This window comes from Hallerella porci, assembly GCF_003148885.1.
Taxonomy (GTDB): domain Bacteria; phylum Fibrobacterota; class Fibrobacteria; order Fibrobacterales; family Fibrobacteraceae; genus Hallerella; species Hallerella porci.
In genome coordinates this window covers 256,656-281,762 of the sequence record NZ_QGHD01000001.1, presented here as the reverse complement: position 1 = coordinate 281,762, position 25,107 = coordinate 256,656, and the positions used below count along the sequence as shown (strand labels likewise).

Here is a 25,107-nt window from a genome sequence, read left to right as displayed (position 1 = left end):
CATCTCCCTCCACAAGAAAAACTCCCCCGAAATTTCGAGGGAGTTTTTTGATTGCAATTTTTTTTAATTCGTCGAAACGAATGCGTATTTTTCGCGGTAATAGCTCAACATATCGTCTGCATTGCGGAAAGTTCCTTCGCGGACAGCGCGACGCACTTCAGGATCTGTCCGCACCATTTTGCGGAGACGCGCATCGACATCGCGGAAGAAAAGTTCATTCGACGCTTGATCGATATTTTTCTGCGAATAATTCATGTGATAACGGCGTTCGAGCATTTGGAATAATTCCGTCTGGCATTGATTTTCGGGCGGATTTTTGTCCAAAATCGGCGCGTAGCACTGCGAAATGTAAGACTTTTTGAGGCTCACAATCATATTGTCGATTTGGGGAATATTGCGGGAACTGTCTTCGTGAGTTGCGAGTTCCGCTTTGGGGAGGGTCGCAGAACATGCGGCAAGAAATGTCGCAAATCCGACAGAAACTACCAAACGAGTAAACATACAAAAACTCCTCTAAAAGTCTATTTACCCAACCCGCCCCAAAGTTACCAAATTCCGCTCGATTTGTAAGGGTATTTTTATCATATTTCACTTACCAGAAAGGAACCACGTGACCGGATTCACAACGGTATAGCGAACATTACCTAAACGTTTTTCCCCATTTTTGCTCACGATTCCCGTGACCAAATGCACATGCGGTCCTGTCGTGTGTCCCGTCGTCCCCACAGTTGCCACCGGATCGCCTTGCATCACATTTTGTCCGTCTAAATACAAAAGCTGATTACAATGCATAAAAAGTATCACGCGTTCTTTGTCTGCGATACCGATAACGATTCCGCCGCGTTCATCCGAAAACGTCCACGCTTTCCCGCTGAAAGGGGCGAGAATTCTTGCGCCAGCGCGACTCGCCACATCCCACGCCGGATGCAAACGATTTTTTGCAGTTGCCTTCGGGTAATAAGTTTCCGTCACATACGCAATCGAATCGGCGATAAGCCCCGTGAAATAATTCCAGGCGGGAGCGATCAAATCGTATTCGGAATTGATTAATTTTTCAGGAAATTCAAAGCGAAGAGAAATTCCTTCTGGCGGGATATGCAACCGCTCCTTTTTCCAAGAATCTTTTGCAAATCCATTTTTTTCCAAAGTTTCTGCGACGTAATCGCCGAGAGTTTTTTCATTGGTCACGAGCGCAACAAAACGCCCCACCGCATAACGCCCGATGCGTTCGAGCGATTCTTTTCCATCGAAAGTGTAATCGAAATAAGGCGCTTCGGCGTAAATTTGCATTTCCGCTTTCATGTTCCGCGTCATCGACGGATTCGAGACAATTTTTGTCGGATAAAGAAACGGGCAAATCAAAGCGAGAAGACAAAACGGGATGAAAAATCGCCGAAATATCCGCGGCCAACCTTCCAAACCATTTTCTCCCAAAATTCGAATTTTCAAAAGATTGCGGAAAATTTCAGCCGCCTTTTCCGCTTGATTTTGTAGTGCTTCGACCGAATTAAATGGCTGAATCATCGCCCCTTTGACTGCGGGTGCTAGATGGCGGAATCGTTTTTTTAAAGGCTTCGGTGCGCACCACCAAAAAAAATCCCGCGGGAAATTAGAAAGCGCATCCAATTCAAAAAGCAGCTCGTCATCGAGAAAATTTCCCTTTTCTACGAGCACAATCGTCATCCGCATCGAGAAGAGAAGCTTTTTCGATTCTTCGTCCAATTCGCGATTAAAAATCACGAAGACATTTTTCGCTTCGCCCACTTCTTGCGCCTTCCGCCATTTTTTGAGAAATTCTTTTGCCGAAATTTCCCGCGAAGAATATTCTACAAAAGAAAAAGGCGCACTCCCCGACAGGGAATGCGCAAAATTTTGCAACGCTGCAGCGACATCAAGAGTTTTTGGTGCGATGATTCCGACGAAAGAACCGCGGGCAATCAACGAATCAAGAACTTTGCGCTGCATGAGCGAACGCGAATTAGCCCACTTTCTTGGTGAACATCTTGCAAGCACCACGCGGATACGAATGAATCTGCGGAGGAGCTGCGACGAACTTTTCGATTGCGGAGTAAAGTTCTTCGGAAGAAGCGTTCGGAGAAATAATCATTTCTTGTCCGCGAAGAGAGCTGCGACCCTTGAGCGGTTCAATGCGACGGTTACGGCTCACGATAGCAAGCGGAACGGTTTCGAGAATCGGAAGAAGTCCGAAATAGCGGAAAAGGCTAAAGTTCTTTTGCCAAGTGAAACGTTCAACGAGAAGTCCAAACGTATTCTCGGGGAAGCCTTGCGCTTGGAGGAACGCTTCACCCGACATCGTGACGAGTTCATGATTAGTCGGAAAGTTATTGACGAAAGCGGCCAAATCGCCCTTCAGGTAGATATCGTCGCAGAGGAGAACAAATTTCATAGAAAAGTCCCATTGTTGAACAAATTGCAAGCCAAAAATAGAAAAAAATAATGGTAAAGTGAAATTTCAAAAAAATTGACTCCATTTTAACGAATCATTCTCTTTTCCTAAAAATTATTTTGCATTTCAAATCCCGCGGAGGACATTTCCGTAACTGATTGATAGTCAATGACTTAGCACATAAAATTGCCGAATTTTTGCAAATTTTGCCACTTTTCGTTCCATTTTTTTGTAAACATTTTCTTAAAAAACTCAAAAAAATCACGCGCGGAAGGATTCAAAAACTTTATATTTGGTGATGTTCATCACCTTTGAGGTTTTGTGTCTTCAAAGCGATGAAAAACAGGATGAGATGTGGTTTTCACGGGTCAAACTGCGCAATGTGGTTCGACTTGCGAAAAACCATAAGGTCTATTGGAGATCGTAAATGATACGTAAGAAATCGATGTCGCTACTGCTTGCCGCAGGTCTTTTGTCCTCGGTCGCATTCGCACAAGATACAGCGCAGCCGCAAGAAGCAGAACAGCCGGCCGCAGCCGAAAACAATCCCCCATCGCTCAACGGCATTCCGGGTGAATCTATCCAAGAAGGCGGAAAATTTGCTCCGATTAAATTGGACGATTACGTCAGCGATCCCGAAGACGCGCCAGCAAAACTGCGCTGGACAATCACCGGCAACAAGCAGCTCCAGGTCAAGGAATCCAATCATGTGGTGACGATTGCGACTCCGGATGAATACTGGAACGGCTCCGAAGATTTGACATTTACTGTCACAGACCCGAAGGGCGCTTCGAGCTCGGAAACTGTGACCTTTACCGTCGAATCGGTGAACAATCCGCCGGTCGTTTCGAAAATTCCCGACCAGACAATTGACGAAGGCAAAAAATTTACGCCGATTAAACTCGACGACTATGTGAAAGATCCGGATCATCCGAAAGATCAAATCACATGGGAATACGAGATGACGCAGACCGCAAAAGATCAAGCGGAAGGCGAACTCACCGTTGAAATTTCCAAAGACCGCATCGCCAATGTCGTCGTTCCGGATGCTCATTGGTACGGCGCTTATAAGATTACATTCATCGCTACCGACGCCGAATACGCTTCGGATAAGACCTCTGCGAATTTCACCGTTCGCCCGGTCAACGATCCGCCTATCGTTCAGAAGGCTCCGGATCAGACGATTAACGAAAAAGAACAATTTGAACCGATTAACCTTTCCGATCTCGTAAGCGATGTCGATGACGACGTGGCCAAAATCAAGTGGTCTGTCTCCGGCGGCAAGGATTTGAAGGTTAAAATCGACAAGTACAATGTCGCAGAAATCGTCATTCCGAACGAATATTGGAATGGCCCGACCGAAACATTTACCTTTACCGCAACGGATCCGCACGGAGCAAGCGCAAGCTTTAAGACTTCGTTCACGGTCAAATCCGTCAACGATCCTCCTGAATTTGTGGATCAAATCCCCGATCAAAATATCATGGAAAAGGCGCAGTTCAAGGCGATTGAACTCGACAAGTACGTGAAAGATCCGGATCACAAGTTTGAACAACTCAAGTGGGAATTCTCGGGCAATAAGGATTTGAAAGTCCAGCTGAACGGCAAAGTGGCGAAGATTCTCATCCCGAACGCGTTCTGGAACGGCTCGGAAACGATTACCTTCAAGGTGACCGACCCCGAAGGCGCAAGCGCCGAAACGCAAGCTTCGTTCACCGTTGAATCTGTCAACGATGTGCCAAAATTTGTCAAGCAGATTCCGGCTCAAACCATCGACGAAAAGAAACAATTTGCGCCGATTAATCTCGATGAATTTGTCAAAGACGACGATAACAAAAACGCTGAACTTTCTTGGGAAGTCGAAGTCAAGAGCGTTGGCAAAGAACCGGAATCCGGTCCGCTGAATATTAACATCGACGAAAAGCATGTCGCCAAAGTGGAAATTCCGGATACTTATTGGAATGGTGCAGCGATTGCAACTTTCAAAGTCACCGACCCCGAAGGCGCAGAAGCCAAGCAAGAAGTGAAGTTTACCGTTCGATCGGTGAACGATCTTCCGGTCTTCAAGAAAATTCCGGATCAAACCATCGAAGAAAAAGCCGAATTTGATAGCTTCGTCTTGGACGATTATCTCTCGGATCCGGACCACGATATTTCTCAGTTGAAGATTACCGTTTCAGGGAATAAAGATTTGAAGGTGAACATCGACAACAACCGCAACGTCACCGTCAAACAGCCGACTTTGATTTGGAACGGCACCGAAAATATCACATTCACCGCAACCGATCCGGAAAACGGAAAGGCTTCGACGACTGTGAAATTTACTGTGACCTCGGTAAATGATCCTCCGGTCATGACCGATATTCCGAACCAAACCATTAAAGAAAAAGAACAATTTAAGCCGATTGAACTCGACAAGTATGTGTCGGATCTCGACCATCCGAAGGAAAAGCTTAAGTGGACGATTACGGGCAACAAGGATATCCAAGTTAAGCTCGATAATAACCGCAAGGCAACATTCACCCTTCCGAGCAAATATTGGAATGGTTCTGAAGCGATTACTTTCAAGGTCACCGACCCCGAAGGCGCTTCGGACGAACGCACCGTGCAGATGACCGTAGAATCGGTCAACGATGCTCCTGAATTTGTGAAGGATATTCCGGATCAAAAGATTAAGGAAAAAGGTCAATTTAAGCCGTTCAATTTGGGCGAAATCATCAAGGATCCAGATCACAAGCTGACCGATTTGACCTTGGATGTTTCCGTGAAGCCGGCTCCGGGCGCTCCGAAGGGTTCCGAGGCAGAACTTCAAGTAAATGTGGATGCGAAGATGCTCGCCTCTGTCGTCATCCCGAACAAATATTGGAACGGCTCGAATGTGATTACCTTTACCGTGACCGACCCAGAAGGTGCCAAGGCTTCGAAGTCTGCAACCTTTACCGTCGAATCGGTAAACGATGCGCCGACTCTCCAAGAAATCAAGTCGCAAACCATTATGGAAAAGGCGCAGTTCGCTCCGATTAACCTCGCCGAACTCACAAACGACCCGGATCATTCTTTCGATAAGCTCAAATGGACGATCACCGGCAATAAAGACTTGAAGGTGAACATTAGCAAAGCGGGCGAAGCGACAATCGTTATCCCGAATCAACTTTGGAATGGTTCTGAAAAGCTCACCTTTACCGTGACCGACCCGGAAGGCGCAAGCGCTCGCCAGACCGCAGTCTTTACGGTGACCTCGCTGAACGATCCTCCTGTTATGAAGGATATTCCGAGCCAGACCATCAAAGAAAAGCAAGAATTCAAGGCAATTGACCTCGACAACTTCGTCTCGGATTTGGATCACCCGAACGATAAGCTCAAATGGAATATCACGGGCAATAAGGATCTCAAGTTCAAGATTGATGCAAAGCGTCAATTCACAGTGATTATCCCGAACAAATACTGGCACGGTTCCGAAACTCTTAATTTCGAAGTCGTTGACCCCGAAGGTGCAAAGGATTCTCGTAAGGTGACCTTCACCGTCGAATCGGTGAACGATCCTCCTGAATTCACAAAGAAAATTAACAACCAGACCATCGACGAAAAGAAGCAATTCGCGCCGATTAAACTCTTTGAAATTGTGAAAGATCCGGATCACAAGACCTCGGAACTCACTTGGAAATTTGACGTGAACGCTGCTCCGGGTTCGCCGAAGGGTTACAAGCCAGGTCTCTCCGTGAACTTGGATCCGAAAACGGGCATTGCGAACGTCGTCGCTCCGGATCAATACTGGAACGGTGCCGATGAAATCACATTTACCGTGACCGACCCGGAAGGTGCAAAGGCTTCGCAGAAAGCTCTCTTCACCATTCGTTCGATTAACGATAAGCCAGTTCTCAAGAAGATTAACGATCAAATCATCGTCGAAAAGGAAGAGTTCAAGGATATCAATCTCGCCGAACTCGTCTCGGATCCGGATGATCCGTTCAAGAATCTCAAGTGGACCGTTACAGGCAACAAGGATTTGAAGATTGCGATTTCGAAGGAAGGAATTGCAACGATCAAGACTCCGAATAAGCTTTGGAACGGCACCGAAAAAGTCACATTTACCGTGACCGATCCGGAAGGCGCTTCGGACAAGCAGACCGTTCAATTTACCGCAAAGTCGGTGAACGATCCGCCGGTCATGAAGGATATTCCGAACCAGACCATCAAGGAAAAGCAAGAATTTAAGGTCGTCGAACTCGACAAGTATGTTTCGGATCTCGACCATCCGAATAGCAAACTCAAGTGGACGATTACCGGAAACAAATTCCTCAAGTTCAAGCTTTCTCAAGATCACAAGCTCACCGCCGAAGTTCCGAACAAGTATTGGAACGGAACCGAAACGATTACGCTTACGGTAACCGACCCCGAAGGCGCAAAGGATTCTCGCAATGTGACCTTTGAAGTCATCTCGGTAAACGACCCGCCGGTCTTTGTCCGCGAAATCAAGGATCAGACAATCGACGAAAAGAAGCAATTTGCGACAATTAAGCTCGACGACCTCGTCCAAGATCCGGATCACAAGAAGACAGATCTCCAGTGGAGCGTCTCGGTGAAGGATGCTTCAGCAAAGGCAGCTCCGGCTCCGAAGAAAGGCAAGAAGGGCAAAGCGACTCCGGCTGAAGAACCGAAGAAAGACGGTTTGACCGTTGAAATTGACAACAATCATGTCGCCCACATCGTCATTCCGAATACTTACTGGAATGGTGCAGCAAACATCACGTTTACCGTCACCGATCCGGAAGGCGCAAAGGCTTCTTCGACAGCACTCTTCACAGTGCGTTCGATCAACGATTTGCCGGTCATCGCAGCGAATGCGCCGAAGGGCGAAACCATCCGCGAAGGTGGCAAGTTTAAGACCATCGACCTTTCGACTCTCGCGACCGATGCAGACCATCCGTCCAAGCTTCTCAAGTGGAGCTTCAGCGGAAACCGTCAGTTGCAAGTCGTCTTGAACAAAGACAATACCGTCCAAATCAAGACCCCGAATTCGCAGTGGCACGGCAAAGAAACGATTACGTTTACCGTGACCGACCCCGAAGGCGGCAAGGCAAGCCACAAGATGGACTTCGTCGTCACCGAAGTGAACGATCCTCCTGTTCTCGCCAAGATTCCGAACCAAAAGATTAAAGAAAAAGAAGTCTTCAAGCCGGTTTCTTTGGATGATTACGTGAAAGATCCGGACAATAAACCGTCCGAAATGAAGTGGACTGTCACCGGAAACAAATTCCTCAAGGCAGAAGTCACCTCGGCAAGAAAGCTTGTGATTTCCGCTCCGAATAAATACTTCTGGTGCAAACCGGATACGATGACTCTCACGGTGAAGGACCCGCAAGGCGCTTCTGCATCGACGACTATCATCTACGAAATCACCTCGGTCAACGATGCTCCGGTGATGAAGGATATTCCGGGTCAAACCATCAAGGAAAAGGCTCAATTCAAGGATATTCCGCTGGATAATTACGTCCACGATCCGGACCACAGAAACAATCAGTTGAAGTGGACCGCTGTGGTGAAGGCTCCGGCTGCTGCCGCTGCACCTGCTCCGAAGAAAGCCGCGAAGAAGAAAGGCAAGAAGGGCAAAGCGCAGAAGGAAGAACCGAAAGTCGAAGAAAAGAAAGAGGACGACTTGACTGTCACAATCGACGACAAGCACGTGGCACACTTGAACATTCCAAACAAATATTGGAACGGCAAGCGCACCATCACCTTCACCGTCGAAGACCCCGAAGGTGCAAAGGATTCGAAGACGGTTGACTTTGAAGTCATCTCGGTCAACGATCCTCCTGTTCTCGCCAAGATTCCGAACCAAAAGATCAAAGAAAAGGAACGTTTTGCGCCGATCGATCTGCTTCCGCTCGTCAAGGATCCGGATCATCCGACCGCAGCCCTTACCTTTGAAGTTTCGCAACCGCGTAGCCTCAAGGCTTCGATCAATGCGAAGAAGCAGTTAATCGTCGCCACTCCGGACAAGTACTGGAACGGTTCCGAAAAGATTACTCTCACAGTGACTGACCCCGAAGGCGGACGTGCTTCGCAGCAAATCCTCTTCGAAGTGACTCCGGTGAACGATCCGCCGGTTGTAAAAGCGATTCCGAACCAAAAGATCAAGGAAAAAGAACGCTTTGAACCGATTGATCTCTCGAAATTCGTGACCGATCCGGATAACCGTCCGAACGAAATCAAGTGGACTGTTTCTGGAAACAAGGATTTGCAGGTGAAGATGAACGGCGCACGCGTCCAACTCTTAACCCCGAACGAATTCTGGAACGGTTCCGAAAAGCTCACCTTTACCGCAACCGATCCGGCTAATGCAGCAGCAAGTGTTTCGGCAACCTTTACCGCAACTCCGGTAAACGATCCGCCGCACTTTGACAAGATTCCGGCTCAGACCATCAACGAAAAGCAAGACTTTAAACCGATTGACCTCACCAAGTTTGTGAAGGATCCGGACAACAAGGCTAGCGAAATGCGCTGGACTTTGGACGACGGCGAACCGGCTCAAAAGGATAAACGCGGCCGTATGGGCAAAGCAAAACGCCCGACAGTCAAACACCCGCTTTCGTATGATCTTTCGGACGCAGGCGTTCTCACCGTGAACACCCCGAACGAATTCTGGAACGGCAAGGATAAGATTAAGGTGAATGTCTATGATCCGGCTGGCGAAAAAGCTTCGATGGACATCGACTTCATCGTGAAACCGGTGAACGATCCGCCTGTTCTTTCAAAGATTCCGGATATGGTAACGAATGAAGGCACAAAGTTCAAGCCGATTAAACTCGACAACTTTGTGAAGGATCCGGACAACAAACCGCACGAACTCCGTTGGAGCGTCTCGGGCAACCGTCACTTGGAAGTGATGATTACCGGTGGCCGCGAAGCGATTGTGCGTCCGAATCGCGCCGATTGGTATGGTAAAGAAGCGATTACCTTCATCGTAAAGGATCCGGCTGGTGCATCTGCCAAGACGACCGTCAACTTTGAAGTCAAACACGTGAATGCGGTTCCGGAAATCCGTCCGATTCGCGATGTGACGATGAAAGAAGACGCAAACAATGGCGTTCTCGCCACCCTTAAGTTGGATCAATATGTCCGCGACCGCGACAATAGCTTCAACGAACTCAAGTGGGAAATCACGGGCAACAAGAAGCTTGTGGTCGAACACGACAAGGCTCGTAACATTGTCACGATTAAGCAACCGTATGAAAACTGGAACGGTCCGACCGAAACGATTACGTTTAAGGTTACCGACCCTGAAGGCGCAAGCGCTAAGACCTCGGCAAAGTTCACGGTCACTCCGGTGAACGATCCGCCGGTTGCGCTCTCGAAGTCTTACCAGACGAAGGAAGGCGAAAAGCTGACCGTCAGCGCGAAGGAAGGCCTCTTGAACGGTGCATACGATCCGGATGGAAAACTCGATGCAACGGTTTCTCTCGTTCGCCGTCCGCAGAACGGTAAAGTGGAAATCAACGCCAAGGATGGTTCCTTCACTTATACGCCGAATAAAGGCTTCTACGGCCTCGACGAATTCGGCTTCAAGCTCACCGACCGCGAAGGCGCCTCTTCGAAGGTAGAAACCGCGGAAATCAATGTGAACTTTAAGATGAAAGACATCCGCGGCGGAGAACCGGCTGCAGAATCCAAACCAGCTCCGGCTGAAGAGAAAAAGAAGAATAACAAGCGTCGTCGCCGTTAATTCTTAAAAAAAATTCACAAAGGCTCCCGAATTTGGGAGCCTTTTTTGTATATATTTCAGTCTAACAAGTGAGGAAAATCAAATGAAAAAATCTTTTGTAGTCGTTGGTCTATTGGCTTCCGCTTTAGCATTTACCGCATGCTCTTCGAGCAGTAGCAGTAGCAGCAAATCTCTCGCGGACGCTTGTGCTGCAGGCATTTCAGAAGAATGCTTAACCAGTGGCGTTTGGAATATGAATGCGTTCTATACGCAAAATGAAGCGGGCGCATACGAAGCCGCCGTTTCGTTATCTAGCCCGACAAAACTCGTCTTCAGCGATACGGGAACATTCGAACTTACTTATTCAACCGACCCGGATATTCAGAGCGAAGGAACCGAACTTCTCGGCGCATCGGAAAGCGGAACTTGGACTCTCGTCGGCAATGTTTTGACTATGAATGTCGTTTTCGGGACAGATACCTTTGACAAACCGATTGTCGCCAATGCCACTGTGACAGCAACCGCATTGGGCGGCTTCCAGCTGAATCTCGGAGGCGTCGTCATCCACAAAGGTGCTTTCCCGGCAAAAAAAACTGCAGGCATCTTTGAAATCTTCGATGGAGTCGATTTGGCGGAATAAAAAATGCGGCCAAAGCCGCATTTTTTATCTAACTCGTTTAAGTTAACTTTTTGCCGAGCGCCTCGCACTCGGCAATTCCATTTTCATCAGGAGCATTTTCAATCGCTAATGTTCCGATGATTTTTAAGCCGCTCGCTTCGGCGTCCGCTTTCCACGCATTCAACCATTCCCCACCGCCCCAACCGTAAGAACCGAAAAGGGCGACAGCTTTGCCTGCGAGCTTTTCTTTAATCGCATTATAGAACGGCAAAAATTCGGAATCTTCTAATTCTTCGGAACCCATCGCAGGGCAACCGAGCGCAAAGCTAGAAAACGCATCGATTTTATCTTCCGAAAAATCGGAAACCGAAAAGAGCTGCGCCGTGTTCCCAGCACTTTGCACGCCTGCGGCGATAGCATTCGCCATGCGTTCTGTATTTCCTGTTCCGCTCCAAAAGATAACGGCGATTTGACTCATAAATAACTCCTAAGTTGAGGTGAAAAATGACTTTGAACAGTCAACGATGAAAGAGAAAATCCGTTTTTCAAAAGTTCAAAAAAGAGCGCTGAACATTTTTGAATAGCGACAAATAAACGATTCGCTTCGGCTTCATTGTGATAAACTATCCAGCAGCCAATTTGCTTGCAGCCCTTCCCCGCTTTGGCGATAAATTCGCGGACATCTTCGAGCGGATAGCCGAGGAAAATTCCAATTTCATGCGGAAATTCTGCACTCATTTGCACGCGCTGTTCTAAAAAACGCAACGCATTTTCCGCCCGAAAATTTTCATATCCAAACGCCGAAAGAAATTTCGCAATTTCTTTTTGCACAAGTAATCTTTCAAGCAAATCTCGCCGATAAACGTAAACGAGAAAGCCGGAATGACGTCGCATCTTTTTTGCAAAAACTCCTTTGGAATTCATCGCATGATTCCAAAGCAAAAGATGTTCTTCTAATGATTCTTCTTCGCTTGCATCACAACAAAATAAACTGCCGGCTTTTAATCCAGCTAAAGTCGGCGCACTTTGCCGCACCAATCGAGAATCTAAATCATCCATGCGTCCCACTTTGCTTAGTCTAAATTTATTAGCTTATACTAACAATAATATAGAAAAACAATGTTAGTTTAGACTAATTTATTTGAAAATTTTCCACAAAAAAACGCACCCGTTTTATGGATGCGTAAAATTTTTATTTTTTTGACGCTTACATCGTTCGCACTAAAATATCGATAATCGTCGCTCCGAGCGCAATCGCCGCCAAGACCATTTCGATAAACGAAAAAATGCGCAATTTTTTTGAAAAGACGAAAATTTTTTCGCCATTCGGCAAACGCTTTTTGCGATAAGTCCAATTTAATCCTGCGATAAACGCTAAGCACGAAACGATAAACGCGGCGACTAAAAGATAGAGATAATTCGTATTTTCTAAGTAACGATAATTGATCACGGCGACGGCGATTACAGCAAAACTAGCGACAAGAGAAAGAATTCCGCTCGCCTTTTTCACCGGAATCGGTTGACGCAAACTTTCAATGCGTTCTTCAAAAAAATTCTGCAATTCCGCATCGGTAAAATTTTTTCCATGCGACGCTAAAAGCTTCCGCGCTAACGCTACATTTTCCGGATTCCATTCGTCAGGCTTTTTTAAAACCTCTAACAAATCTTCGTCCGAAAAAGATTGGAACATTTCAAGACTTGCGTCATCGGCATCGGTTGCAGCCGCTTGCATTCCCGCTTCGAGAATGCGGCGCGCTTTTTCAATTTCGCCCGCGTGCACGCGCACGATAACAGAAGACGCTCCGCGATTTTGAAAATCCAATCCGAGCGGATCGCCGCCTAAATTCGCATCGCTTACGACATTCGCTTCAATCGCATTTTCTTGAAGAAGTGCGACAAGAGCGTCAGCTTCTTCATTCGACGCGAAAGTTTCGAGAGTCATCCATTCGAATTGTTCGTCAGACATTTTTCATTTCCTCGTGAATGCGAGCCCAGCCCGCTTCCGGAATTTGAGCGCCCACCACTTGAACCACTTCATTGGAAACGATACTGCCGAGTTTACCGGCTCGAGCCATTGACCAATCCGAAAGAATCCCGTAAAGAAATCCCGAAGCCCACAAATCGCCCGCGCCCGTTGTATCAATCGCTTTTGCGCTTCCCGATTCCACACGAGTTACTTCCCCATCTTTGGCGATGAGTGCGCCGCGTTTGCCGAGTTTAACGACGGCAATTTTTGCGAACTGGGCAATTTTTTGAAGCGCAGCTTCTTCGGATTCGCCCGTATAATCTTTGGCTTCTTCTTCGTTTGCGATGACGATATCGATTTCACGCCCCGCAAAAAGTTTGTTAAATAACGGACGACAATCGTTCACCACGCCGAAACTTCCAAAATCTAATGCGGTCATGACGCCGCGACGGCGCGCTTCGAAAATCGCTTTTACGAAACATTCTTCGGAATAAGCGCGGTAACCTTCCAAATAGAGAATGCCTACGCCATCAAAAAGTTCCGGAGTCATCTCTTTCGCAGTCACTTCATTGGATGCGCCGAGGAAAGTAAACATCGTGCGTTCTGCATCGGGAGTCACCGCCGAAAGAACGGTTCCCGTCGCTGTCGAAGAACTGAGCATCCGATTTTCCACGCCCGCTTTTTTCAAATGTTCTGCGAAAAGTGCGCCGAGTTCATCACGACCCACTTTGGAAATAAACGAAGCTTTTGCACCGAGTTTTGCAACGCCGACCATCGTATTACACGCAGAACCGCCCGGAACCGTTTGCTTTTCGCCGACTAAACTCAGCACTTTTTGAAGCTGCGGATAATTCACCGGATTCATGCCGCCCTTCGGCACTTTCAAATTAGCAATCCACGCATCGTCCACGTTTACCAACAAATCGACTAATGCAGCGCCAAAGCCTAAAACTTTTTTCATAAAAATTCCTTTAATTTCTGAAGCCGCCGAAACGCCCTCCGCGGCGTTTGCTTTCGCGGATTAAAAATGATTTTTCCGATTCTGTGAGAGAATTGACTCCGGTTGCGCTCACCTTTTTTAAGATGGCGTCCAACTGTTTCTGCGAATCCAAAAAACTCACTTCACCTTCGAGAGGATCATCGGGAGAACCGGTCGGTTTATGCTTCCGCTTTTCTTGAAATTCTCCGCGAAGCTTTTCCCAAATCGAATTGTCAAAAAAATACATGCAAAGAAATCCCGAAATCACGCCGCCCAAATGCGTAAAGTGCGCAATCGTATCGCCCGAGCCCGCCATCAAAATATCGAGAGCGATGAAAATCCAAATCGCATGTTTAATGCGCATCGGAAAAATGAAGAAAATGAGAATCATGCGTTCGGGGAAAAGTTTTGCGTAGGCGACGAAAATTCCCATCAGAGCGCCCGAAGCGCCGATGATACAAGCCATCGGAGACATTGCGCCGAACAAATAAAATGGAATGCTGAAAACGCCCGCAAAGACCGCGCAAACAAGATAAAGAATCCAAAACTTTTTATAGCCAATCGCAAGTGCGACATCATCGCCAAACATCCAAAGCGCAAACATGTTAAACGCAAAATGCCACGGGCTCACATGAATAAATGCGTAAGTCAAATAACGCCAAACTTGTTCGTAGGCAACCGGAATCAACGCTCCGTATGAAAGAACTTGAAAATACAATTCATTCAATTTGAAAAATTGCATTAAAAAGCAAAGACCAAAAACAAACGCATTTGAAATAAGAAGAATGCGAATAGGCTTTGCGAGATAGCGAAAGGGTTTTAGCCCAAACATTAAAATTTCTCCGTTGCGTTAAGAATGTCACCGAGAATACTCGGCGGAACCATCGACGAAATATCGCCGCCGAATTTTAAAATTTCGCGGACAGCAGAACTTGAGACCGCTGCATTTTCTGCTTCGATTTGCAAATAAACCGTTTCAATTTCGGGATATAAGCGCGCATTATTCCACGCGAGATTGCGTTCGATATCAAATTCATTCGGTGAACGAATTCCGCGAAGTAAAAATTTTGCGCCATTTTCTGTCGCAAAATTTCCCGTTAAACCCGCATACGATTTCACGCAAACATTTTCCAAATTTGCGGTCGCTTTTTGAATGAGCTTTACCCGTAACTCTGTGGAAAAGAGCGGATGCTTTTGCACATTTTCCCCGACCGCGATGATGACGCGATCAAACAAAGCGGATGCTCGTTTCGCAAGAGAAAAATGCGCGACCGTAAACGGATCAAATGAACCAGCAAAAAGTGCGATGCGTTCCATTGGTTTCAATTTACAAAGTTGCCGAAAAGAAGACGAGAGAACTTTCCCCATAGCGGCGAATTCGCCCGCGATTCGTCCACTCCGGAGGATTCCGCGAAGGTATTTCAAAGACAGCTATTCCCGAAGGAGAAAGCAATTCTAAAAATGGCTGCAAATCGGGATACGCTTCTGTAAACGGTGGATCCGCATAAATGAGATCAAAGCGTTCACCTTGTGCAATTGCCCGCGATAAAAAATTCTGCGCATCGGTTACACACAAATGAAGTTTTGAATCAATCCCGAGTAATTTATAAGAATTTGAAAGCGAGCGCGCTTGCGCGCCATTCTTTTCTACCGCAGTCACTTCTTTTGCACCGCGGCTGAGCGCTTCAATTCCCACCGAACCCGATCCCGCAAAAAGATCGAGTACCCGAAAATCAGAAACATCTTGCAAAATGTTGAAGAGCGCTTCGCGCGCCATCGCTGCAGTCGGCCGCGTTTTTGAAGTCAGCGGAGACGCAATTTGTCGTCCGCGAAATTCACCACCGGTAATGCGAATCGGCATTAGTTCGATGTGTAGATGACGAGAGTCATCGCTGTAGAAATTCCGCTCTTTCCCGAAGCAATCATCTTGACGCGTTCTACGCCAACGCGCACAGGGCTCTTCGACAAAGCTTCTAAGAATTTCAACACCAACTGGAAGTCGGCTTTCGTCGTCACATTATAGGTGTAACTTTTGTAAACGCCAAAGTCCGCGACTTTCGGATTTTTAAGACCCGAGAAATGCATTTTTCCGTTCGCATCGAGTCCGCGGAGCGCTTCCATTTCTTTGGATACTTCAGCGTCTTTGACAAACGGTGCATTGGCATTTGCCATTTCCGGCTTTGAATTGAGAATTCCGTAAGCGGTTACCGCTGTAGCCGGAGCATTTTCCGGAAGTTCTGGCGTTTTAAATTCCGAACTTCCCATCTTTAAACGATCCAAATAATTCCGCAAAACAACAGGAGTTTCAGCGACTCCATGAACCGAATAATAATTCGGCGCAACAAAGGTGAGTTCTGCAAAGCTGATGCCATCCGGAGTCACTGCATTGATGAATGCAAAAATCTGCGAAGCCATCGACTTTTGATAAGCGACCTTTGCCATCGGGAACATCGAAGCGTAATCGCTACGCTTTTCGCCTTGGAACATTCCCGGTTGAATCGCCTGCACCACGCGTTCCGGCGAATTAGCTTGCGCTTGGCGAAGTGCTGCCGCTTGTTCTTCGGCTTTGCGTCGTTCAATACCACCGCCTGCAGTCGTCATCTGCGTTGTGCGGCGCACATTCATTTCGGGACCGCTGCGACTCGGATCGACAATGCCCATCACATCGAGAACCGGCGTCGGCAGAACGCCTTCGAACATTTGCGGAAGACCTGCGACTTTGAAGAACACAAGCGAACCCACGATTAAAACGAGAACAGCTGCGACGGCGATAAAAATCCGAGACAGTTTCAATGAGCTTTTTTCTTTGGCCGGAGCTGTAAATGTCTGCGTTGAAAAAACCTGAGGCACCGACTGCGATGCGGCTTCAATTAAATTCAATTCAATCATTTGACACTCCTCATAGCAACGCCGATTGCCCCAATGCAAGAAAGCACATGACGAGAATCTTCTTCATCAGTCGGCAGACGGAGGTTTTCAAAAGAATCCATCAAAGAAAGGGTCTTTCCTTCTAATGCTTGCTGCAATTTTTGCACGAACAATTCATCGGTCGCAATTGCCCCGCAAAGCGAACAACGATCGACTGAAACATTCAACACTTCTTCGGTTTGATGAATTTGTTCTGCCAATTTTTTGGAAAGAATCGCATAAGCGTCTTCGCGACTTTTTCCAATCAAGTCGAATGTCGGACAATAGGAAACATTGCGAACATCATTTTGTGAAGCCCAAAGTATCATCACGCCATTTTCGTCCGCTTTGATGACGCATTGTAATTTGCCGTCTAACGAGCCCGCGACTTCCATCAAATTCATCACCGAAAGCACATCGACTTCGAGAATTTTCGGGGCGATTTGCTTATTGCGGAAACCTTTGCGGATGGAATCCACCCAAATTTTCCGCATCGCAATCATTAAAACGGTACGTCCTAATTCCGCAGAGCCGCCAAGTTCGACGAAATCCAAAATGTAATCCGAGGCACCGGTATTGACGATCGTTCCCAAATACCATTCCAAGTATTCGCGAATATTTTTCGCTTCAGGCGACACAAAAATCTGCTGCACGATAGCGCGGTACGAAGGCACCGTTAACGAAACCGTGTCAATATTCACATTTTCGTTTTCGGCAAGCCAAGACTGGAGAATCGCTTCAAAAGAAGGAACATCATCTAGAAGATTCGATTCCGTGTTGAGAACAGCCGTTTTGACGACTTTCTTTTCGGCTGGGTTATAAAGCGCAACCTTGAGAAGGACATCGCCCGCTTCAATTCCTAAGTGTAACTTTGTATCGTCCATAGTACCAACAAATTACGTTCGTTTCTCCTAAAATTAGTCAAAAATAACAAAGGAGAGAATATTTTCCGCCTTTTTCTTGCCAATTCCGGACACTTTTTTCAAATCGCCTGGACCTTGGAAGCCTCCGTGCGCATCGCGATATGCGATGATTTTTTCGGCGAGTTTCGGACCAACGCCTTTGATTGCGCAAAGTTCATCAACGGTCGCCCGATTGATGGCGAGCGGGAAATGCACCGCCGGCTTTGCCTTTTTCGCTTTTTTAGGCTTTTTCTTTTCCGGAGCTTCTGCAGATTCTGTCGCAGTGGAATCCGAAATTTTTGACGCATGCCATGTAAGCGCATTCTGTTCTCTGAAAACTTCCCGCGATTCTTCTTCGTAAGAGAATGTTTCAATCCGCGGAAGAGGATCCCACGGGGAAAGTTTTACAAGAACCCCCAATCCCAAAAGAAGAACAGCTAATATAAAGACCTTTTTCTCAGGCCCGTTCATCTGCTGCCTTCAAAAGCCCGAGGAAAAGCGGCGCCGGTTTTAAAAGCGAACTTTTGAGTTCGGGGTGGAATTGACAAGCCATAAAGAACGGATGATCCGGCAATTCCATGATTTGCATAATGTCTTCGTTTTTCGCCTTGCCCGAGAAGAGAATGCCGCCCTTTTCGAGTTGTTCGACATACTTCGGGTTGACTTCGTAGCGATGACGGAAACGTTCGCGAATTTCGGTTGCACCGTAAACTTTTTCGGCAAGAGAATCTTTAGTAATCAGCACATCATGACCGCCGAGGCGCATCGATGCTCCCATTTCCTTGATTTTATCTTGACCGGGCAAGTAAGCGATGACCGGATCTTTCACATGATGAGTCGGCGATTCCGTTTCCATCGTGCCCGCATCTTTCATGCCACAGACGTGACGAGCAAATTCCACGACAGCGAGCTGCATGCCGTAGCAAATGCCGAGGAAAGGAATTTTGTGTTCGCGGACATATTGAATCAGAACGATTTTTCCTTCAATTCCGCGAGTGCCAAATCCACCCGGAATAATGACCGCATCTACGCCCTGCAAATCTTTTTCTACTTCTTCCGGATTCTGTTCCAATTTTTCCGTATCAATCCAGCGAATGTCCACGTGCACATCCAAATGCGCCGAAACGTGATTCAGCGATTCGACAATGCTCGCGTACGAATCTTCGAGACGCGTATATTTTCCGCCGATTGCAACGGTTAAAACCTTCCGCGGATTTGTATCGTTCCGATTCATCGTGTCGACGAGACTGCTCCAACGATCCAATTTGGGCGGCGCATAAATGCGGAGCTTTTTGAGAAGAATTTCGGGAATGCCTTCTTTATCGTAAACGAGCGGGCATTCGTAAACATGCTTCACGTCCACGCCCGAAATCACATGCGATGCCGGCAAATTGCAGAAAAGTCCAATTTTTTCTTTGATGTGCGGTTTCAAGAATTCTTCGCAACGTGCGATGATAATGTCCGGATAAATGCCACGTTCATTGAGTTCGCGGACAGACATTTGCGTCGGCTTGGACTTTTGTTCTTTCACTCCCGAAGGAATTGGCACATAAGTCAAATGCACGAACATGCAATTTTCGCTGCCGACATCGTGCGAAAGCTGACGCGCCGCTTCGATGAAGAATTGATTTTCCAAGTCGCCGACTGTTCCGCCGATTTCAATTAAAAGAACATCTGCATTTTCGCTATTCGCAACTTCGTAAAAATGTTCCTTAATCACATTCGTCACATGCGGAATAAACTGCACCGTGTGCCCGAGGAAATCGCCACGACGTTCTTTTTCCAAAATCAATTTGAAAACTTTTCCCATCGTCAAGCTCCAATCGGAGCGGGCGACGACGTTCAAAAAGCGTTCGTAATGGCCGAAGTCCATATCGACTTCACCGCCGTCATCGAGAACATAAACTTCGCCATGTTCCGTCGGATTCATCGTGCCCGGATCGGTATTCAAATAACCATCGCATTTCACAGGAATCACTTTGAGCCGATTCGAAAGAAGTGCGCCGATACTTGCTGCGGCAACTCCTTTACCAAGTCCCGAAATCACGCCGCCGGTGACGACGATAAATTTCGTTTTGCCGTTGTATGTATATTCCGTTTTCATAATTTTCCCATTTGCTGAAAGATGGATTCGACCTTTTGCACATCGGACGGTAAATCGACCGATGCCGAAAGGGATGTACTACGAATTACTTTAATCGGGCGTTTGCCCAAAATACGAAGCTGTTCCAAAGAACGTTCTTTTTCTAACGCCGATTGAGGAAGGCTTGCAAATTCTTCGCGGGCTTCTTTTGAATATGCATAAACTCCCACATGACGCCGCCACTCGCCCGAGTTTTCGGGCAATTTTCGGATAAAATCCGTCGCATAATTTTGAGAGTTCACTTGAACTTTGACAATCGAAAGTTCCCCGCGATCTTTTTCGGAAAGCGGAGCGGAAACCGTGACCCAAGAAGTCGGTTCTTCGGCGAGAGCCTTTGCTACATCGCGGAGCATTTGCAAATCCGCAACCGGTTCATCACCTTGCAAATTCACGACCAAATCAAGCCCGAGCTTTTTGGCTGCTTCGCTCACACGGTCCGAGCCCGTCGCTGCCGGCCCCGTTAGAACTGCAGAAAATCCCGCCTCTTCGACTGTTTTTAAAATACGAATGTCGTCTGTAGCACAGACGACACTCTTAAAACACCCTGCGGCGACAGCTCTATCTAAAGTGCGGAGAATCATAGGCCGTCCACAAATCGGGACGAGAGGTTTACCCGGAAACCGGGTAGAAGAAAACCGTGCGGGAACGACGCAATAAACTTCGGGTGTCATAACGCTTCGATTAGCCCATCACCTTCGAGATGACGAAATGATCGTTTTCGACTTCGGGAGCGTTCGCAAAAGCCTGTTCGTGAGTGAGAGAAGGCTGCGGAATGTCTTCGCGGAGAACAGTCGGTGCGTCTTCAACGCCGGCCATCGGTTCTACATTCGAAAGATCCAACGCTTTCAAGTCTTCCATATAATGCAGAAGTTCGTCCAAGCGACCCGAAAACGATGCGATTTCATCGTCCGAAATCTTCAGGCGCGAAAGCTTTGCAATCTTCAACACTTCTTCTTTACTCAGCATAAAAAACCTTTTTCAAAATGAATTTGAAACAAAAACTCTTCTATCGGTTTAAAGATAAAAAAGTTCTCGTGAGATGCTAGTCCAAAATTTGCAGACCCGCGTATTTTAAAATCAATTTTCTGACATTTCCGTCGGAAAAGCGGACTTCGACACGCGCATTTTCGCCTGCACCCGAAATTCCGATGACAACACCGCGACCGAATTTCAAATGTTGCACGCGAACGCCCTTGTGGAGCGGATTGTCGCAGTTTTCGTCGTAAACCAAACGCGGTCCTTTTTCGACTTTTTCCACAACCTGCGGATTTTTGTAAACGATGCGTTCGGTTTTATGGAGTCCAGTTGCCCGTTCGGGATTTCTTCCGTAAGAGCCTCGTGAAATCGAAGATGAGCCCGAAGAACTCGGTCCGCGATACGCACCGTATTGCGGGCGAAGACGATTTCCAAATCCGGGGCGTTGTCTTCCACCAAAGCCGCTGAAGCCTTGATTCCACGGTTCTCCGGTAAAACTTTGTTCGCTATCGTCATCGCATTTTCCTTCGACAGAAACTGTCATCGGGTCAATTTCTTCGAGGAATCGAGACGGCGGAAATCGACGAAGTGAACCTTGCCAGAAACGTCTTCCGGCGTGATACAAATAAAGTTTGCGCTTGGCTCGTGTACAACCTACATAGAAAAGTCTGCGTTCTTCTTCGGCTTGTTTTTTGCGTTCGTCCGGAGTTTCCGTCATGCTAGATTCGCGGATAAGCGGGAAAATTCCTTCGTCGCAGCCCGCGATGTGCACCGTTTCAAATTCCAAGCCTTTCGCCATGTGAATCGTCATGAGAGTCACACGGGTTTCTGCGCTTTCCACTTTTTTATCGGCGTCGGTTAAGAGCGAAATTTCTTGTAAAAATTCGTCAAGACCCTTATCCGGATTTTCTTCCTCGAATTCACGGAAGGCGTTCACCATTTCATCCAAGTTGCGTTCGCGTTCTTCCGCAGTCGATTCGTCTTCTTTTTTCAAAAATTCTTTGTAAAAAGAATCGCGGATAACATGTTCGGCAATAATCGGAAGCGCTTCTTTATTTTGAAGCATTGCAAGCCAAAGTTCGACGACGTTTTTGAAATTTTCAAGTCCTTTCGCCGAGCGTCCGCCTTTCTCAATTTCCGTTGGAATCGCTTCCCAAAGCGAAGAATTATTCGCTTCGGCCGAAAGCCTTAACGCATCGAGAGTGCCGTTTCCGATGCCGCGTGGCGGCGTGTTCACAATCCGGAGAAATGCTGCGTCATCTTTTGGGTTTGCGAGAAGGCGCATGTAAGCGAGAATGTCACGAATTTCTTTTCTGTCCCAGAATCGCGTGCCGCCGAAAATGACACAAGGAATGCGCAAATCGTTTAACGCTTTTTCAATCGCACGCGACTGCGCGTTTGTGCGATAAAAAATGGCGGTCTTCGCATACTGTTCTTTGCCGGCTTCAAAAATTCTCTTCGCGATTTGTTCCGATTCAAAAGTATCGGCGAGGACGTTGACAACGTGAATAGGATCGCCTGCGGGCTCTGCAGAATAGACATTTTTTTTCATTTCTTCGGGGCGCTCATTATGCGCTATCACCGAGCCCGCGCCCTTCACAATATTTGCCGAAGAGCGATAATTGCGTTCCAATTTGAAAAATGTAACGTGGTCAAAATCCCGCGAGAAATTGCGGATGATATCAATATTTGCGCCGCGCCAACCGTAAATACTTTGATCGTCATCGCCGACGACGGTAACATTTTGCTTCGTCCGATCGATGAGAAGTTTCAAAAGTTCATATTGCACATCGTTCGTGTCTTGATATTCATCGACGACGACATACAAAAAACGATTCGCAAATTGCGCAGCGACCTGCGGCAATTTTTGCAATAATTCCACCGTATTGAGAAGCAAATCGTCGAAGTCCATCGCATTGGCTTCAGCAAGTTTTGCTTGATAATCGCGGTAAACTCCCGCCATTTTTTCTTGATCGGGAAAGGCTGCGTGTTCAAGCGCAACCGTCGGCGTTTGAAGCACAATGCGGTAACCGCCCGCGGGAAGCGGCTCTTTTACAACGCTGTTTTTATATTTCGAAATAATAGAACGCGCTTGCTTTAACGCCTTCGCATCTAAATCATCGCCGAAAATCGGTTTCATGATTTCTTTCAGCATTTTTCGCTGATCGTCATCATCGTAAATCGAAAAATTTTTGTTGATTTTCCAACCGAGGACTTGTAAAATGCGATCGTTGGCAAGGCAAAGACGCAGAATGCGCACGCAGATAGAATGGAATGTTCCCATCCATTCGAGGTTCACGCGACCTTCGAGAATTTGCTGAATACGCGTTTTCATTTCGCGGGCAGCTTTATTGGTAAAAGTCACCGCTAAAATCCGACGCGGATCCACGTTTTTCGCAGAAATTAAGTGAGCGATTTTGTAAGTAATCGTCCGCGTTTTTCCCGAGCCTGCCCCCGCGAGAATCAGAGCTGGACCTTCGGTTTTTGCCGCTGCAGCGACTTGTTCTTGATTCAGTTCACGCTGTAAGCGCGCCAGATCCACTACACTTGCCATGAGTTTTGCCGTTAGTCGTCTGGGTTCGATGCGCCGAGAACTTGTTCCAAAGTCGTTAAGCCGTCAAGAGCTTTCTGCATACCGTCCATGCGAAGCGTAATCATACCGCATTCTTTCATCGCGATTTGCTTAATCACTTCGCCTGAAGCGCGTTTCACAATTGCATTACGAACGGCTTCATTCGGCACGAGGAATTCGTAAATACCGCAACGTCCTTTATAACCCGAGCCGTCGCAGTGTTCGCAGCCGCGTCCGTGATAGAATTGCATATCGGGAGAAAGATGTAATTCTTCGCGCAATTCCGGAGAAATATCCACCGGTTCTTTGCAATGTTTGCAGATTCGGCGCACAAGACGCTGTGCCAAAATTCCTTTCATCACCGTTGCGACAAGGAAGGGTTCCAGTCCCATTTCGAGCAAACGCGGGAACGAACCTGCGGAGTCGTTCGTGTGGAGCGTACTGAACACCAAGTGACCCGTCAAAGCCGCTTCGATAGCCATCGAAGAAGTTTCCTTATCACGCATTTCACCGATCATGATCACGTCCGGGTCCTGACGAAGCAGTGCACGAATACCCGCAGCAAAGGTAAAGCCCGCAGCCACGTTGATCTGTCCCTGGTTCACGCCGTCAATGTTCAATTCGACCGGGTCTTCCATCGTCGAAATGTTGATCGTCGGATCGAGAATTTCGCGGATCGAAGCATAAAGAGTCGTCGACTTACCGGAACCCGTAGGACCCGTCACAAGCACAATTCCGTTCGGGGAGTTAATCGCATCCTTGAACTGCTTGAACATGACAGGCGCAAAGCCCATGTCCTTCAACGGGAACTGACCCGAATTCGGGTCCAAAATACGCATCACTATTTTTTCGCAAATGCCGCGCTTACGCAAAGAAACCGGGAAGGAGCTCACACGCAAGTCGACTTCGCTTCCGCGGAAACGCACGGTAAAACGACCATCGAGCGGCTTACGCTTTTCAGCGATATCCATCTTCGCAAGGAGCTTGATTCTCGAAAGGATCTGGTTCATCAAACGGGCAGGAATCGGAGCCTGAACCTGAAGGTCACCATCGATACGGTAACGGAGTTTCAGGAAGGTTTCCTGCGGTTCCAAGTGAATATCGGATGCGTGGCGGGAAATCGCTTCCTGAATGAGCGACGTCACGATCTTCACGACCTGCTGGCCTTCTTCATCGGTGAGCGCGGTTTCTTGCTGCGCTTCGGCTTCGCGGTCCACCGTTTCTAGTTCGTCTTTCCCGTCGGCCTTGGCCTGATTCAAAAGCGTTTCCAAAGAATCGCCTTGAACTGCGGATGCATAAATGCGGTCAATTGCCGACATCACATCCTTTTCGTTCGCCATGACCACATCGACATCCATCTGCGACTTGAACTTGACAATGTCAATCACATGCGCATTCGTCGGGTCGGTCATCGCAATCGTTAACGTTTTATCGGTAACAAAAAGCGGGACGATTTTATAGGTGCGGCAAACGTCTTCGGAAATTAAATTGTGGACTTCGGGGTCGATATTAAAATTGGAGAGCTTGACATACGGGACTTCAAATTGCGCCGAAAGAATTTCCACCAAGCGTTCTTCGGACATAAAGCCGAGAGCGACTAAAGTGCGTCCTAAACGTTGCCCCGTTTTCTTTTGTTCTTCAAGTGCTTTATTTAACTGCGCCTCGGTGATGAAGCCGTGGCTTAAAAGCATTTCGCCAATACGCATGCGCGTCGTATTGCGCAGCTGAACGCCCAAAATGTTCGTCAAAACTTCTTCGCTTACCATTCCCAAACGGATGAGAATTTTCGGCAGCGGAAGTTTTGTGCGTTCATTTTCACTGAGCGCATGCTTCAGCTGGTCTTCATCGATTACGCCTTGACGAAGTAAGAGTTCACCAATTTTTTTTCCAGAGCCCATAACTAGTCCAATCTAAATCCTTTTTCGGTTATTTCCT

General features: G+C 47.3%; 20 protein-coding genes. 2 read left to right on the top strand and 18 right to left on the bottom strand.

What is annotated here, in order from left to right:
* Positions 1-63: 63 nt before the first annotated feature.
* The 3 genes from B0H50_RS01180 to B0H50_RS01170 form a co-directional block, all read right to left on the bottom strand.
* Positions 64-501, bottom strand: coding sequence for a hypothetical protein (locus B0H50_RS01180; RefSeq protein ID WP_106198074.1), 438 nt, complete (start codon positions 499-501; stop codon positions 64-66).
* Between the two features lie 87 nt (positions 502-588).
* Positions 589-1,965, bottom strand: coding sequence for a M23 family metallopeptidase (locus tag B0H50_RS01175; protein WP_109587108.1), 1,377 nt, complete (start codon positions 1,963-1,965; stop codon positions 589-591).
* A gap of 13 nt (positions 1,966-1,978) precedes the next feature.
* A complete protein-coding gene (locus B0H50_RS01170) occupies positions 1,979-2,407 on the bottom strand; it encodes a hypothetical protein (protein ID WP_106198072.1) in 429 nt (142 codons plus the stop codon).
* Between the two features lie 427 nt (positions 2,408-2,834).
* Here B0H50_RS01170 and B0H50_RS01165 point away from each other — a divergent pair, with 427 nt between their 5' ends.
* Positions 2,835-10,130 carry a tandem-95 repeat protein gene (locus B0H50_RS01165; protein WP_109587107.1) on the top strand — a complete coding sequence of 2,432 codons (7,296 nt, stop codon included), beginning with the start codon at positions 2,835-2,837 and terminating at the stop codon, positions 10,128-10,130.
* An 82-nt stretch (positions 10,131-10,212) separates the two neighbouring features.
* Positions 10,213-10,749 (top strand): lipocalin-like domain-containing protein, encoded by a 537-nt coding sequence (locus B0H50_RS01160; RefSeq protein ID WP_106198070.1) that lies wholly within the window; start codon positions 10,213-10,215, stop codon positions 10,747-10,749.
* A gap of 37 nt (positions 10,750-10,786) precedes the next feature.
* On the opposite strand, the gene B0H50_RS01155 is transcribed toward B0H50_RS01160, so the two are convergent.
* The 15 genes from B0H50_RS01155 to B0H50_RS01085 form a co-directional block, all read right to left on the bottom strand.
* Entirely contained in the window at positions 10,787-11,206 is a 420-nt protein-coding gene (locus tag B0H50_RS01155) for a flavodoxin (protein WP_109587106.1), read from the bottom strand.
* A complete protein-coding gene (locus tag B0H50_RS01150; protein WP_109587105.1) occupies positions 11,203-11,787 on the bottom strand; it encodes a DUF3793 family protein in 585 nt (194 codons plus the stop codon). The genes B0H50_RS01155 and B0H50_RS01150 overlap by 4 nt, the downstream gene beginning before the upstream one ends.
* Positions 11,788-11,935: 148 nt before the next feature.
* Positions 11,936-12,694, bottom strand: coding sequence for a hypothetical protein (locus tag B0H50_RS01145; RefSeq protein ID WP_109587104.1), 759 nt, complete (start codon positions 12,692-12,694; stop codon positions 11,936-11,938).
* Positions 12,687-13,655: an adenosine kinase gene (locus tag B0H50_RS01140; RefSeq protein ID WP_109587103.1), complete on the bottom strand. Its 969-nt coding sequence runs from the start codon at positions 13,653-13,655 to the stop codon at positions 12,687-12,689. Before B0H50_RS01140 ends, B0H50_RS01145 begins: the two co-directional genes overlap by 8 nt.
* A gap of 10 nt (positions 13,656-13,665) precedes the next feature.
* Complete coding sequence (locus B0H50_RS01135; RefSeq protein WP_158275866.1) at positions 13,666-14,400, bottom strand: rhomboid family protein; 735 nt, start codon at positions 14,398-14,400, stop codon at positions 13,666-13,668.
* A gap of 104 nt (positions 14,401-14,504) precedes the next feature.
* On the bottom strand, positions 14,505-14,990 hold the full coding sequence (gene coaD, locus B0H50_RS01130; protein ID WP_158256407.1) for a pantetheine-phosphate adenylyltransferase: 486 nt from the start codon (positions 14,988-14,990) through the stop codon (positions 14,505-14,507).
* 10 nt (positions 14,991-15,000) lie between these two features.
* On the bottom strand, positions 15,001-15,534 hold the full coding sequence (rsmD, locus tag B0H50_RS01125; RefSeq protein ID WP_106197359.1) for a 16S rRNA (guanine(966)-N(2))-methyltransferase RsmD: 534 nt from the start codon (positions 15,532-15,534) through the stop codon (positions 15,001-15,003).
* Positions 15,534-16,562: a hypothetical protein gene (locus B0H50_RS01120; protein WP_106197360.1), complete on the bottom strand. Its 1,029-nt coding sequence runs from the start codon at positions 16,560-16,562 to the stop codon at positions 15,534-15,536. Before B0H50_RS01120 ends, rsmD begins: the two co-directional genes overlap by 1 nt.
* On the bottom strand, positions 16,559-17,464 hold the full coding sequence (locus B0H50_RS01115) for a type IV pilus biogenesis protein PilM (RefSeq protein WP_106197361.1): 906 nt from the start codon (positions 17,462-17,464) through the stop codon (positions 16,559-16,561). The genes B0H50_RS01120 and B0H50_RS01115 overlap by 4 nt, the downstream gene beginning before the upstream one ends.
* A 33-nt stretch (positions 17,465-17,497) precedes the next feature.
* Positions 17,498-17,908 carry a ComEA family DNA-binding protein gene (locus B0H50_RS01110; RefSeq protein ID WP_158275865.1) on the bottom strand — a complete coding sequence of 137 codons (411 nt, stop codon included), beginning with the start codon at positions 17,906-17,908 and terminating at the stop codon, positions 17,498-17,500.
* 31 nt (positions 17,909-17,939) lie between these two features.
* Positions 17,940-19,586 carry a glutamine hydrolyzing CTP synthase gene (pyrG, locus tag B0H50_RS01105; RefSeq protein ID WP_109587102.1) on the bottom strand — a complete coding sequence of 549 codons (1,647 nt, stop codon included), beginning with the start codon at positions 19,584-19,586 and terminating at the stop codon, positions 17,940-17,942.
* Positions 19,583-20,296, bottom strand: coding sequence for a 3-deoxy-manno-octulosonate cytidylyltransferase (locus B0H50_RS01100; RefSeq protein ID WP_106197364.1), 714 nt, complete (start codon positions 20,294-20,296; stop codon positions 19,583-19,585). Before B0H50_RS01100 ends, pyrG begins: the two co-directional genes overlap by 4 nt.
* Before the next feature lie 10 nt (positions 20,297-20,306).
* A complete protein-coding gene (gene gatC / locus B0H50_RS01095) occupies positions 20,307-20,591 on the bottom strand; it encodes an Asp-tRNA(Asn)/Glu-tRNA(Gln) amidotransferase subunit GatC (protein WP_106197365.1) in 285 nt (94 codons plus the stop codon).
* Positions 20,592-20,667: 76 nt separating this feature from the next.
* Entirely contained in the window at positions 20,668-23,154 is a 2,487-nt protein-coding gene (locus tag B0H50_RS01090; RefSeq protein ID WP_109587101.1) for an ATP-dependent helicase, read from the bottom strand.
* A gap of 11 nt (positions 23,155-23,165) precedes the next feature.
* On the bottom strand, positions 23,166-25,070 hold the full coding sequence (locus tag B0H50_RS01085; protein ID WP_233244452.1) for a GspE/PulE family protein: 1,905 nt from the start codon (positions 25,068-25,070) through the stop codon (positions 23,166-23,168).
* Positions 25,071-25,107: the final 37 nt, after the last annotated feature.